11 protein-coding genes are annotated in these 13012 nt (G+C 72.9%); 3 read left to right on the top strand and 8 right to left on the bottom strand.

Features of this window, described 5'->3' with window-relative positions:
• Positions 1-11: 11 nt before the first annotated feature.
• From FHR37_RS26455 to FHR37_RS26485, 7 genes are all read right to left on the bottom strand, one after another.
• Complete coding sequence (locus FHR37_RS26455) at positions 12-614, bottom strand: hypothetical protein (protein ID WP_092883890.1); 603 nt, start codon at positions 612-614, stop codon at positions 12-14.
• Between the two features lie 126 nt (positions 615-740).
• Positions 741-1004, bottom strand: coding sequence for a hypothetical protein (locus tag FHR37_RS26460; RefSeq protein WP_202884566.1), 264 nt, complete (start codon positions 1002-1004; stop codon positions 741-743).
• Positions 1005-1168: 164 nt separating this feature from the next.
• Positions 1169-3172, bottom strand: a complete 2004-nt coding sequence (locus FHR37_RS26465; RefSeq protein WP_092883892.1) for a conjugal transfer protein — start codon at positions 3170-3172, stop codon at positions 1169-1171.
• A 172-nt stretch (positions 3173-3344) separates the two neighbouring features.
• Positions 3345-4481, bottom strand: a complete 1137-nt coding sequence (gene csaB / locus FHR37_RS26470; protein WP_092883893.1) for a polysaccharide pyruvyl transferase CsaB — start codon at positions 4479-4481, stop codon at positions 3345-3347.
• Positions 4478-6643, bottom strand: coding sequence for a DUF5693 family protein (locus FHR37_RS26475; RefSeq protein WP_092883894.1), 2166 nt, complete (start codon positions 6641-6643; stop codon positions 4478-4480). The genes csaB and FHR37_RS26475 overlap by 4 nt, the downstream gene beginning before the upstream one ends.
• Positions 6640-8151: a lipopolysaccharide biosynthesis protein gene (locus FHR37_RS26480; RefSeq protein ID WP_092883895.1), complete on the bottom strand. Its 1512-nt coding sequence runs from the start codon at positions 8149-8151 to the stop codon at positions 6640-6642. The genes FHR37_RS26475 and FHR37_RS26480 overlap by 4 nt, the downstream gene beginning before the upstream one ends.
• Before the next feature lie 314 nt (positions 8152-8465).
• Positions 8466-9380, bottom strand: coding sequence for an Fpg/Nei family DNA glycosylase (locus FHR37_RS26485; protein ID WP_092884079.1), 915 nt, complete (start codon positions 9378-9380; stop codon positions 8466-8468).
• Positions 9381-9547: 167 nt separating this feature from the next.
• Between FHR37_RS26485 and FHR37_RS26490 the strand changes: the two genes are divergently transcribed.
• Positions 9548-9964 carry a hypothetical protein gene (locus tag FHR37_RS26490; RefSeq protein ID WP_092883896.1) on the top strand — a complete coding sequence of 139 codons (417 nt, stop codon included), beginning with the start codon at positions 9548-9550 and terminating at the stop codon, positions 9962-9964.
• On the opposite strand, the gene aat is transcribed toward FHR37_RS26490, so the two are convergent.
• On the bottom strand, positions 9880-10599 hold the full coding sequence (aat, locus tag FHR37_RS26495) for a leucyl/phenylalanyl-tRNA--protein transferase (protein ID WP_092883897.1): 720 nt from the start codon (positions 10597-10599) through the stop codon (positions 9880-9882). The genes FHR37_RS26490 and aat overlap by 85 nt on opposite strands.
• Positions 10600-10854: 255 nt before the next feature.
• Between aat and FHR37_RS26500 the strand changes: the two genes are divergently transcribed.
• Both FHR37_RS26500 and FHR37_RS26505 read left to right on the top strand, forming a co-directional pair.
• Positions 10855-11535, top strand: a complete 681-nt coding sequence (locus tag FHR37_RS26500; protein WP_237768836.1) for an EcsC family protein — start codon at positions 10855-10857, stop codon at positions 11533-11535.
• Between the two features lie 196 nt (positions 11536-11731).
• Positions 11732-13012, top strand: a complete 1281-nt coding sequence (locus FHR37_RS26505) for an ABC transporter substrate-binding protein (RefSeq protein WP_092884080.1) — start codon at positions 11732-11734, stop codon at positions 13010-13012.

The following is a 13012-nucleotide window of genomic DNA, read 5'->3' on the forward strand; positions in this document are numbered from 1 at the left end:
GTCGGTGACCCCTACTCACGGACCGGGTCTGCTGCTGGGACTGCTGGACCTGCTGCTGTCGGGTGTGCCGTCGGGACCGCTGGGTCGGCAGCCGGGTCGTGGACGTAGTACGGGTCGTACGGGTCGGCGGGGCAGGGCCGCAGCAACCGCTCCGACCGCTCCGCCCGGGCCCGTGCGAGCGCCTGGTGCCAGCGCGGGTGCACCGGCCGCCACAGGATGACCCGCCAGTGCACGATCTCCGGCTCGACGTCCTCGGCGAGCCCGTGGATGCGGCGCGGCTGCAGGAAGAGGTAGTCGACCGCGACCAGGATGTTCTGTTCGGTGGTCAGGCCGTTGCGCCACCGACGCGGCCAGAGTACGTACAGAGTCACCGCGATGGCGAGGCAGCCGAGGATCGTCCAGACGTTCAGCGCCAGCCCGGGCACCACCGGCGCGGCCAGCATCACCCCGCCGAGCAGGCCGAGGAACGCGATGCCGCCCGTGACCAGGGCACGCAGGTCGATGCCGCCGAGGATGGTCAGCGGTACGCCGTCGGCGAGGTTCCACAACTTCTTGCGCCGACGTTCGAGGTCGGTGTGGTCGTACGCGACGTACTGTCCAGGCGGGTCCGCCATCACTCACCTCCTCGGTGTCCGTCGTGGGGACACTCGTGGGGACGCTCGTCGGCACGGTGGACGGCACGGGCACCCGGTGCCTGCTCCAGCGCGCCCGGGCACGCCCGGCGCTGCCGGCGTGCCGTTCTAACCGCCGATCTGCCGGCCGATCGCGCTCAGCAGTGAGGCGATCCCGGACGCGCCACCGATCAGGAGCGCGGCGAACGCCACCACGCCCATGTTCTGGATCGCCTCGCGGAAGTTGTCACCCCGCCGGATCGCGAACATGATCTTGAACCCGATGATGATGATGGCCACGGTCAGGGCACCGATGGCCACCCCGGCCAGCAGCCGTTCGATTCGGCCGAAGAGCGCGTCGAGCTGGGAACCCCCCGACGCGAGAATCCACATTGTGCTCACCTCGGCTCACCTCCCTCGTTACTTGGTGACGTACGTCTGTGACGCCCGTCGTTGTTGACGCACGGTGGTCCCGGGTCGCGCTCCGGCTGCCCGGGTGACCGCACGCGGCGCGTGCACTGTAGTGAAATCGTCACCCGATCGCTGGGCGAACACGTCTATCCCCCCTTGACGTCGGGGATCCCTCCCTGGATGTCGCGCACCGCCCATTCCTGGGTGGGGCTGCTCGCCTGGGTGGTCTTCACCAGCTGGAGCCGGTAGCCGCGGGTCTCGGTCGTCTTGGACCCCTCGCCCGGTGTCTGCCAGACCACCCACACCCAGGCCTGGGTGGTCTGCTTGGTCTTCCAGTCGTACGGCGCCGACGGGTCGGCGCCCTTCGGCAGGAACACCCTGGCTTCCTGGATGGTCGGCGAGGCCAGGACGCGGTTGAGGCCGGCGGTGGTGCGGGCGGTGGCGTCCGGCGTCACCAGCCGCTGCAGGGCCGGACGATCCGAAGCGCCCCACGCGGTGAAGAACTGCTCGAAGAACTGCCCCTGGGTGAGCGCCTCGCTCAGCCGGGAGTCCGTCGCCGCCGGCGGCTTGACCTCGGGTGCGGCCGCGAGGTTGGGCTGGGGCATCTCGCCGATGTCGCCGACGATGCGCATGCCGTTGGCGTTGGCCAGGTCGGCGACGTAGACGGGGACGGTGACGATCCGGCTGCTGCCGGAGTCCGTCAGCACTCGTACGGTCATCATCCTGGCGTTGCCCTGCAGGCCGGGTACGTCGATGGGCTCGGAGTCACCGGTCCAGGTCGCGTCGACGACGGACTGGGAACCCTCGCCGTTCCATCCGCAGCGGGGGTCGGTGCCGCCCGAGACGTACCGCGCGAGTCGTCGCTCGCGGGCGTCGTTGGCGCCCGGCGTGGGGTCGTGGGTGAAACAGAGCCGCGCGTAGTCGGCGGCGAACTGGCCGGCCTCGGCCGTCGGGAACGCGGTGAGCCGGTAACGCGCGAGGTCGGCCGCGCTCAGGTGAGGGGAGTTGTCCCGTCCGGTGGACATACCGAGCGCGAACGCGGCGTAGGCGACGACGCCGAGCGCCATCAGGCAGGCGGTGACGACGAGCGCCACCCGCAGCCCGGCGTGCGCGGCCCGGCCACCGGAGAAGCGGCGTCCGGGGGCCGGCACGTCGAAGTCGCCGCGGTCCCGGCGGCTTCGCTTCGCGGAGGGCGCGGTGGGTGCCGGTGCGACCGGTCGCGCGCTGGGCCGGGTGGCGGGCCGGGTCGTTGCGGTCGTTGCGGTGGTCGTGCCGGAGGTGCCCGCGACGTTCGTACGGGCGACGGTACGCGAGGCCGGCCGGGCCGTCTCGTCGACCGCCGCGTGTCCGGCACCGGCCGCCTGGGCCGCAGCGGCCTCGGTCGCCGCCGCCTGCCGAGCGGCCGGCTTCCGGGCGCTCCGCTGGGCACTCTTCTGCGCGGCACTCTTCTGCGCGGCCTGACTCTTGCGCTCCTGGCGTTCGCGGCGCTTGCGCTTGCGCCTGCTCTCGGTCTCTTCGGGTGCCTCGTCGTCGAGTTCGCCGAGGTCGGTGGCGGCCCAGGCCGGGTCGTCGACGTCGGGTTCGGGTTGTCCGGCCGGCGCGTCCGCCCGCGACTCGTCCTGCCGGTTGCGAGCCTCCTCGCTCACCCGGCGGCTGGGGGCGGCAGGGCCGGACTCGGTGACGGCGTGGCCGTTTGTCGGCGTGCTCGGCGTGGCCGGTGCGGTCGGCGTGGCCGACGTGGCCGACGTGGCCGATGCGGTCGGGGTGGCCGACGCGGTCGGCGGCACCGCGGACGAACCGGCCGGGGGAGCCGCGGAGGTCGACGGCAGGTCCGGGGCAGGTCGGGACTCGTGGACCGACTCCGCCGCAGCGGATGCACGCGGCTCGTCGGCCTCGCCGGCATCCTCGGCGCCGGCCGGCTCGGGCCGCGGCGCGGAGGCCGAAGTATCCGGAGCACGAAGATCGTCGGCGTCCGGCTCGGCGACATCCCGTTCGGCGACATCCCGTTCGGCGGCGTCCTCGTCGGAGGGAGCGTCGTCGACCGGCGCGTCGTCGTCGGCCGCCTCGGGCGCGTCGGAGACGTCGGTCCCCCGCTGCCAGGAGAACCGCATCCGCGCCAGCGGTGTGGTCGGTTCGTTCGGTTCTGTCATGACCCTACTGTTCTCGGCTACTTGCCCGTAGTAGTCACGATAGGCGTCCATGGCCCCCTAATGCCTCCCGGTGTGGACTGTGATGTCCGAACGCGGGTCATCCGTTATCGGGCGTTCGAAGGTTTCTCCACCATGCGGGAGACCCGCCATCCTGCCGTCGAGGGCGCCAGTGTCAGTGGGCGAGGAGGGAGCGGGCGATCGTGGTCGCCGGGCGGGCGGCGTCGGCGCGCAGGGCGGCGAGCCGGTCGAGGTAGGACTGGTCCGGCCCCTGGAGCGCCTTGCGCACGGCCGCCACCACGTTCTCGCGCAACTCGGCCCGGTCCACGGTGCTGCCGGAGGGACCCGGCAGGGTGGCGGCCACGGGCTGGCCCACCCGGTCGGCGAAGGCCGTCACCTTCGGGTCGTACGACAACGCGACGAACGGCCGGCCGGCGCCGGCGGCGGCGATCAGCGCGTGCAGCCGCATGCCGAGTACGGCGGTGGCGCCGGCCACCGCGTCCAGCGCGGCCCGGTGCCCGGCGCGGCCCGCCGCCCCGACGTCGACCACCTCGGCGCCGGAGCCGAGGTCGGCGGCGAGTTCGCGGGCCAGGTCGGCGTCCTGGCCGGCGTGGAACGGCACGAGGACGACGTCGGCCTCGGGCGCGAGGTCGGCCAGCGCCGAACGCACCGCGGGCAGCCAGTCCTCCGAGCCCGCCCACGGCCGGAGCGCGACCGCCAGCCGGGGCCGCTCGCCGCCGAGCGACGGCGGGCGCCCGGCCGACAGGTCGAGACCGAGAACCGGGTCGGGTACGAGGTCGACGTGCCGGACGCCGAGCCGTTCGGCCAGGGCCACGGAGTCGGCGTCCCGCAGCGCGACGTACCGCGACGCACGGAGCGCGGCCCCGGTCAGGGCGCGGTTGACCGGACGCCGCACCGGACCCAGGCCCTGTGCGTACACGAAGACCGGAGTACCCACCGCCCGCGCGGCCAGCATGGTGCCGGCGTAGAAGGCGACCGGACGGGCGCTGGTGACGTCCTGCAGCAGGCTGCCGCCGCCCGCGACCAGCGCGGCGCTTTCGCGCAGCACGGCGAGTACGGCCCGCACGTCGGTCCGCGACACGGCGTCCACCCCGTGCGTGCGCCGGGTGTGGTCGGGGTCGCCGGAGATCACCACGAACGTGGGCTCCGCCTGGTTGGCCGAGGCTCCCGGCGAGCCTCCCGCCGGGACCTCCGCCGCGAACGCCGCCCGCAGCGCCGCGATCTCGGCCGCGAGGATCGCCTCGTCCCCGGCGTTGCCGAACCCGAAGTAACCGAGCAGTGCGATCTTCATCCGGGTACGTCCTCCTGCCTCGTGTGCGCAACGGGTGCGCCCGCCTGCCCCGACTTCCCTCTCCGCCTCGCCCGCGACCCTGACCGCGACCCCGACCGCGACCCCGACCGCGACGACGTCGCCCGGCGCCCGCCCGACGTCGGCCGTGCGGTCAGCCAGGCGAGCACCGCCGCCGCGACGGCGCCGAGCACGAGCCCGCAGACACCGGCGTACGCCGTGCGCAGCAGGGCCGCCGCCACCGGCGTGTGGAAGTGCCCGAACGTGTCCACCGTGCTGGCCGTACCGACCGCGGCGACCACCGCCGCGACCCAGCCGAGGCCGAACCTGCCGCCACGTGCCGTCAGCAACAGCGCCACCACCAGCGCGGGCAACCCGAGGAACGCCTCCTTGAACCGCGGCCGGATGTACAGCGCCTCGTCGAGGGTGTCACGGAGCGAGAGTTCGAAGCCGGGCGCGGCGCCGGAATTGCCCGAACGCAACAGCAGGTAGCCGACCAGCGCAAGCGCCACCGCGGTGGCGAGGATGTGCCGCGGCCGCACCGCCCGGACCATCCGGGTCAGCCGCCTTCCCCGTGGCGGTGCCGGTGCGCCCGCGCCGGCACCGTGCGGAGAGGCTCGGCGCCTACGGGCGTACAGCAGCAGCGCGTACACCGCGACCAGCAGCGGCGGGCCCACCAGCAACGCCTTCACCCCGACGAACGGCGCCAGGCCGACCATGGCGAGGCTCCGGGCGCCGAAGGCGGCGACCACGGCGCCGGTGGTCACCGCGACCCACAGCCCGAGGGCGTACGCCGAGAGCGCCCGGCCCCAGCCCCCACGCCGGACCCCTTTCGGCGACTCCCCCCACCCCGCCAGCCCTGTCAACTCCACCAGCCGGACCGGACCGGCCGCCGACCTCATCGCCGCCAGGACGGACAGGACCGCGCCGGCGGATCCCACCACGAACGTCACCAGCTGCCAGGGCAGCAACCTGTGGGTGGCCAGCGCCGCGAGACCGGCGGCGCCGGTCAGCGCGACCCCGATGCCGGTGACCGTGGCGGCCACCCGGCGCCGCGCCATCGACCCGAGCCACCAGAACCCGGCCATCGCGAGCAGTACCAGCCCACCGGCGAGCACCAGCGCCCGCGCCCACAGCGCGGGTTCCACGGCGGGCACCGCCTCGGGCGTGCCGAGGCTCAGGCCGACGGGAAGGTCGTGGGTCAGTGGCGGGGCGAGATCGAGGACGGAACTCAGCGGCAGCCGCGCCCGCGGATCGGTACTCGACGCGCGCAGGACGACGAACCGGACGCCGCGTTCCTTCTCCGCACGGTGCGCGCGCACGACGACGGCGTGCCGGTCGTAGCCCGCCGGAACGGGGATGACGTGCGTGCGGATCACTTGGCCCGGCAGCCGGCTCGCGTAGGCCACGTCGCCGGCCGGTGAGTACATGTCGGGGAGCGCGAGGTCGAAGTTCCGGGAGCGCATGAACTCGATGAACGGCTCCAGGTCGGCGGTGCCGCCTTCGGCGAAGGGCAGCGGACCGAGCGCGAGCACGGATCGGGACCCGGCCATCGACGCCGCCTGGTCGAGTTCGGACTCCAGCCAGGTCCGGCCGGACGTCACCCGGGCGGGCAGGGCGAGCACCACGTGGAACCCGGCCTCCCACAGCATCCGCAGCCGGGCCTGGTCGTAGCCGACCGGGAAGTTGTCCAGGTCGCGCGCTCCGGCGACCCGGAGGTAGGGCACCATGCCCGGCGTGGTCGCCGTACTCAGCCGGGCGCCGAAGCGGGTGGTGAGTGCGTCGACGGTCCGCGCGAACGTCCCGTCCGGGTCGTACGGCCGACCCCGGATGACGACGGCCTGGCCGGGCCGGGCCAGCGCGGCCGGGACCTCGTCCCGACCGGCCCGGCGTACGTCGACCGGCGTGAGGTCGCCGGTCTCGACGTAGTCGCGCACCGACCGCATGCCGACCACCAGCGACCCGACTCCACTCCCGCGAACCCGTTGCAGCACGTCGGCCGTCCCGGTGGTGCTCCGGCCGTCGGTCCAGTTGCCCACGGAGGAGTCGACGACGGCGACGTTCACCGCGTTCGAGCGGTGCTCGGCCAGCATCCGCGTCCCCAGCACGGGCAGCACCAGCGCCACAGCAAGCAGGCAGCCGAGCGCGACCCGGGCTGGTTTCACGGGGAACCTCGTACCGGATCCCGGTCGGCGCCGGACCGGCGTGCCTCCTCGGCCATGTCCGCCGGGGGCATCTCGTGCGGTACGGCGTCCGACGTCGGTCCCGGCGTGGGCCCGGCCGCGTGCCTCGGCGTGTACGCCGGTTCGGGAGCCCCGTCCGGTGAGTGAGCGGGATCCGGCGCGCCACCGGACCGGCGCAGCCGTCCGCGGACCAGTCGCGCCACGTCGCCGACGTCGGAGGGCCGGGGCATCAGGGTGAGCAGCCGGCCACCGGTGATCCGGCGGTAGCAGCCGAGCAGGACCGCGGCGGTCCCGGCGTACGCGATCACCGACGCCAGCGCCGCGCCCTCGATGCCGAGCAGCGGGATCAGCGCCACGTCGGCGGCCACCGTGAGGAGCGCGCCCACGCCGGTACCCACCGACACCAGGCCAGGACGGCCGCGTCCCTTCAGGTCTGCGGCGAGGATCCGGGCCAGCGCGAGCGGGAGCATCGAGGCGAGCAGGAGGAGCAGTGCCGTGGTGCCCCGGCGGTAGACCGGGCCGAAGAACAACCCGAGCACCAGCGGCGACACCGCGGCGAGCACGGCGGCGGCCATCAGCGTGGTCAGCAGGGTGAGCCGCGAGGTGCGTTCGGTGGTGGAGGTGTCGTGCGGGTCGGTCTGGGCGGAGACGTGGGGGAACAACATCGACGACGCGGCCGTCGACGGCTGGCCGACCACCTCCGCGACCCTGGTGGCGACGAAGTAGACCCCGGCGAGGTCGAGCCGGAGCAGCGCAGGCACCAGCAGCAGGTCCAGCCGCAGGTTGAGGAACGTCAGCACGTTGCCGAGCTGTCCGGCCAGGCCGAGCCGCATCGCGTCCCGGGAGAACGCCCGGTCGAACCTCGGCCGGATCGTCCCGGCCGCGCGGCGCAACGCGATCAGGGCGAGGAGGGCGGGTACGGCGATGCCGAGCCCGGTCGCGAGGACGTAGCCCTCCGCCGTCCGGCTGACCACGGCGAGGACGAGCACCGTGCATCCGAACGTCGCGGCGCTACGGACGACGTCGGCGAGGACGTACGCCCCCCGGCGGTGCAGACCGAGCAGCAGCGCACCGACCACCTCGTACCCCACCGTCGCCAGCGCGATCACCGCGGCGGCGCCGATCAGCAGCGGGACCTGCCGGCCCACCACGAGCGGGCCGACGACGAGCCCGGCCGCGGCGGTGAGCACCGCACCGGCCGCGAGCGCCCCCAGGGTGAGCCCGAGGACGGCACCGACGACGGCGCGCTGCTCGCCGGGACGGCGGCCGAGGAAGTAGACGGCGGAGATGTTCAGGCCGCCGTTGGCGACGATCGCGATCGCCCAGCCGAGGGTGAGGCCGACCCCGGAGACGCCGAGCACCGCCGGGTCGAGCAGCCTGGCCGCGACCACGCCGGCCAGGAACTGCGCGACCACGGACGCGAGCCGGGCAGCCGTCAGCGCGACCATGGCCGAACCCAGGTTCCCCCGCTGGGGTGCGGCGTGGCGCACCGCTCGTCCTCCGAAGTGTGTGATGGGGTGAGAGACCGCAAGTACTACATCACCTAGCCGACTGCGTCGATCAACTCGATCACGTCGACCGGTAGCCTGCCCGGCGGCCTCGTCTGCCGCGGTCACCCTAGGCGGCCTGCGTGTGTACCGCTCCCGACGGGTCCCGCGGCGACGCCGTCCGTACGGTTTCGCGGACGGCTCGGACACGTGCCGAAGCGGTCACCGGCGCCGACGCGCCCGGCACCGACCTCGGCGCCGCGATCACGACATCCCGGCCACGACGTCCCGGCCACGTGGCGCCCACCGCCGCGCGGCTACTTGAGCAGGCGGGACAGCCTTCGGTCCGCGAGCGGTTTGCCGCCGGTCTGGCAGGTGGGGCAGTACTGCAGGCTGGAGTCGGCGAACGACACCTCGCGCACCGTGTCGCCACACACCGGGCACGCCTGTCCGGTGCGGCCGTGCACCGCGAGGTTGGTCTTCTTCTCCGACTTGAGGTCCTTGGCGGCCAGCCCCCGCGCGCGGACCGCGGCGTCGGTGAGCACCGAACGGATCGCGGCGTACAGCGCGCCAGTCTCACTCTCGGACAGCCCGTTCGCCGGCTTGAAGGGCGACATCCGCGCGGCGTGCAGGATCTCGTCGGAGTAGGCGTTGCCGATGCCGGCGATGCGCGCCTGGTCGGTCAGGATGCCCTTGAGCTGGGCCCGGCCGGCGGCCTTGAGGACGTCGGCCAGCGCCTGTTCGGTGAACTCGTCGGCCAGCGGGTCCGGACCGAGGCGGGAGACGCCGGGTACGAGTGCGGGGTCGGTGACGACGTAGGTCGCCAGCCGCTTCTGGGTGCCCGCCTCGGTGAGGTCGAACCCCACGCCGTCGCCGAGGTGGACGCGTACCGCCAGCGGGCCCTTGCCCGGTCGCGGCGGCTTGTCCGCCAGCGAGGTGCTCCACCGCAGCCAGCCGGCCCGGGCCAGATGGACGATCAGGTGCAGGTCGCCGGCGCCCTCGGCGTTCTCCTGCGCGTTCTCCTGGGTGTTCCCCTGTGCGCGCATGGTGAGGTCGAGGAACTTGCCGTACCTGCCGACCGCCGCGATCGTCCGCCCGGCGAGGTCGGTGATGGGCGGCTGGAACGTCTTGAGCGCGTTGATCGCCACCGCGTCCACGCGCGTCACCGTGCGGCCGACGGCCTCCTCGCGCAGGAACTCGGCCAGCGCCTCCACCTCGGGCAACTCGGGCATGCCCACATCCTGCCCCGGGGCACCGGCTCCGGACCAGTCGATCCGTGCCACGACACTCCACGCCACCGCCGCGACACCGCACGACACCGCCACGCCACCGCCACGACACCGCCGGCCGGGACCGTCCCGGGGTAGGCGACGCGGAGAATTCGCGGCATGATCGACGCATGTCCGACGTCACGCCGCTGCCGGTTCACGGCGAGGTCTTCCTCGACGTACGCGGAGACGACCGCACCCTCCGGGTCAACCGGCACCCGCAGGTAGGAGCCGACGGGCTGGTCGTCCTGTCGCTGTGGCGGGACGACACCTGCGTCGGGTCGTTCCGGCTGCGGCCGCACGACGCGCACCTGCTGTCCGACATCCTCGCCGGCGGTGCGCGGTCCCTTTCGTACGGCAGCCACGGCAACGCCGATGACACCGACACCGATGACGCCGACGACGCCGACACCCAGACGATCGTGCGGGTCGGATCCGCCGACCGCGGGCGGCACGACGCGCCCTACCTGTCGCGGGCGTACCCCACCCATCGCGGGTCCTCGGTCCGCCCGCCGAACGCCGGCGGGCTGGGCAGCCGCAGCGCCTGATCGAGCCGGGCGAGGTACTCCGCGCGGGGAATCTCGATCGCGCCCAGCGACGCCAGGTGCGGCGTCCGCCACTGCAGGTCGAGCAGGCGCCGCTCGGCGTCCGGCTCCTTGGCGAGGATGTCGACCAGCCCGACTAGGGCGACCTTCGAGGCGTCCCGGGCCCGGTGGAACATCGACTCGCCCGCGAACAACCCGCCGATCACCATGCCGTACAACCCGCCGGCGAGCTGACCTTCGGGAGTCCACGCCTCCACCGAGTGGGCCCAGCCGAGCTCGTGCAGCCGGAGGTACGCGGAGATGACCTCCGGGGTGATCCAGCCGCCCGGCCGGCCGGGGTCGGCGCACGCCTCGATGACGTCGGGAAACACCGTGTCCACCCGGACGGTGAACCGCGCGCACGCCTGCCGCAGCGACCGCGACACCCGCAGGGCGGTCACCGGGAGGATGCCCCGCTGGGCCGGTGACCACCACGCGGTCGGCGCCGACCGCCGGACCGGCATCGGGAAGATCCCCTTGCGGTACGCCGCGAGGATCGTCGCCGGATCCAGGTCGGCACCCTGACCCACGAGGTCCTCGTCACCGGCGAGGTCGGGCGTGGGGAACTCCCAGCGGGAGGGCGGCAGTTCGGTGGGCACGACCCCATCCTGCCCAAGCCGACGGCTCCCCGCCCGGCCGACGCCGTCCATCGCCCGGCCGACGCCACCCGTCGCCCCCGGGGGACGGAAAGGGGCGAGATCCGGCCAGCCGCGCGGAACCCGGCATCACGACGTATCGTTTCGTCAGATCGCTCGTCCAGGACGGAGCCGGGCCAGGGGACCCCCGCCCGCGCTCCCGTCGATCGGATCCGTACAGATCTGCTACAGATCTCTCGTCGAATGGACAGGTGGACCATGGCCGTAGGAAAGATGGTGGCGCGTGGCCTGGGGCCGATGGCCCGCCAGGTGACACCTCGCGCCGCGGCGGGACTGTTCCGCAACGTCCTGGACGCAGCCATCGACGGCCGCGGCCGGTTCCCCGGCGCACGGGCGGTCGCCGAACGCCACCTCGGACGCGCCGACGGCGACCACGCCCAGGCGGCCGACGACGTGGTCGAACAGCACGTACGCCTGGCCGGTGCGCAGGGGTTCGTGACCAGCCTCGGCGGGTTCGCCATCCTGCCGCTCGCACTGCCCGCCAACATCACCGGACTCGCGGTGCTGCAGGCCAGGATGGTCGCGGCGATCGCCCACCTGCGCGGTTACGACCTCGGCGACCCGCGGGTGCGGACGGCGGTCACCGCCTGCCTGCTCGGCGACGACTCGGTGACCGAGCTCGTGCGCAAGGGCGCACTGCCGTCCACCCCGCTGGCGATCGCGACCGCGCCGGTGCACGACGTCGAGCTCGACCACCGGGTGGCCACCGAGCTCGGCGCGATCCTCGCCGCGCAGGTCGGCGGCAAGCGGCTGAGCCTCACCGTGGGCCGGCGGATTCCGCTCCTCGGCGGCGGGGTCGGTGCTGTCGTGGACGCCGTGGCGACGTACCGCGTGGGCCGGTACGCGCAGAGTGAGCTTCCGCCTCGACGTTCGGCATAACGTCAAGCGTTCGACATTTCGAACGAAGTCCGGAATCGGAAAGCGTCTTCCACCCGATCCAACCAGGCCATACGCTGCGGAAACGCTTCGACGAACCCTCCTGCGTCGTCGAAGCGGCCGGGCGTGCGCGGCCTCGTCGTCGACTCCGCAGGCGCCTGTTCTCTCATCGATGCTCGTCTCACGAAACGAGGTGAACATGGCGCCCAACCGACGCACGTTTCTCGCGGCGGCCTCTGGACTCCTTGGCACCGCACTCCTCGGCACGTCCGGTTGTGGTGCCCGGGGCTCCTACCTCACTCCCGAAGGCACCATCAGCCTTTGGTACTGGAACCGTTCGATCAGCGACACCCTGCTGGCGAAGACGCCCAAGGCGACCGGCGTCAGACTGGTTCCGCAGAAGATCGGCGGGGACTTCAAGTCGAAGTTCCTCACCAGCCTGGCCGGCAAGGCCTACATCCCCGACATCGTCGGACTGAACGAGGACGTCGCGACGTACTTCCCCGACGCCGACCAGTTCGTCGACCTGTTCGACGTCGGCGCCAAGGACGTCGAGTCGGAGTTCCTCGACTGGAAGTGGCAGCGCGGGGTCACCCCCGACGGCCGGATGGTCGGCTTCCCGATGGACACCGGGCCGACGGCGCTCTTCTACCGGGCCGACCTCTTCGAGAAGGCCGGACTGCCCAGTGAGCCCGACCAGGTGGCGCAGGCGATGGACACCTGGGAGAAGTACCTCGAGGCGGGCTCGACCCTGGTCAAGAAGATGCCGAAGAAGACGTACATGATGCCGAACGTCGACATGGTCTACAACCAGGCGCTGGCCCAGCAGGGCAAGCGCTACATGGACGAGAAGAACAAGTTCATCGGCGACGGCCCGCAGGTGCGCGAACCCTGGGACCTGGCGGTGGACGCGTACCGCCGCAGGATCACCTCCAACACCAACGACTGGACCAGCGACTGGAACGCCGCCATGAGCACCGGCCGGGTGGCGTCGTTCGTCGGCGCGGTCTGGATGGGCCAGGTCCTCACCGACGCGGCCTCCGGCACCGCCGGCAAGTGGCGGGTCTGCCGGGCACCCGGCGGCGCGGGCAACAGCGGCGGCTCGTTCCTCGGCATCCCGAAGTCGTGCCGCGACCCCGAGGCCGCGTTCAAGGTGATCCGGTATCTCCAGTCGCCGGAGAACCAGGTGGTGTACGGGCTGAACGAGATGCAGCTCTACCCCTCCGCGATCGCCGCGATCGACGACCGGCGGGCGCAGGTGAAGGACAAGTTCTACGGCGGGCAGGTCATCAACGAGGTCTTCGGCACCTCGGCGAAAGCAGTCAAGCCGGTCTACCTCAGTCCCTACGACAACGTCGTCGGGCCGGCGTTCTCCGACCAGATCACCAACATCTGGAGCGCCGGAAAGAACCCGGACCGGGCGTGGAAGGACGCGCTCACCGAAGCCGACCGACAGCTCTCCCACCTGGGGTTGATCTGA

Origin of the sequence: Actinopolymorpha cephalotaxi (assembly GCF_013408535.1) — a bacterium.
Taxonomy (GTDB): Bacteria; Actinomycetota; Actinomycetes; order Propionibacteriales; family Actinopolymorphaceae; genus Actinopolymorpha; species Actinopolymorpha cephalotaxi.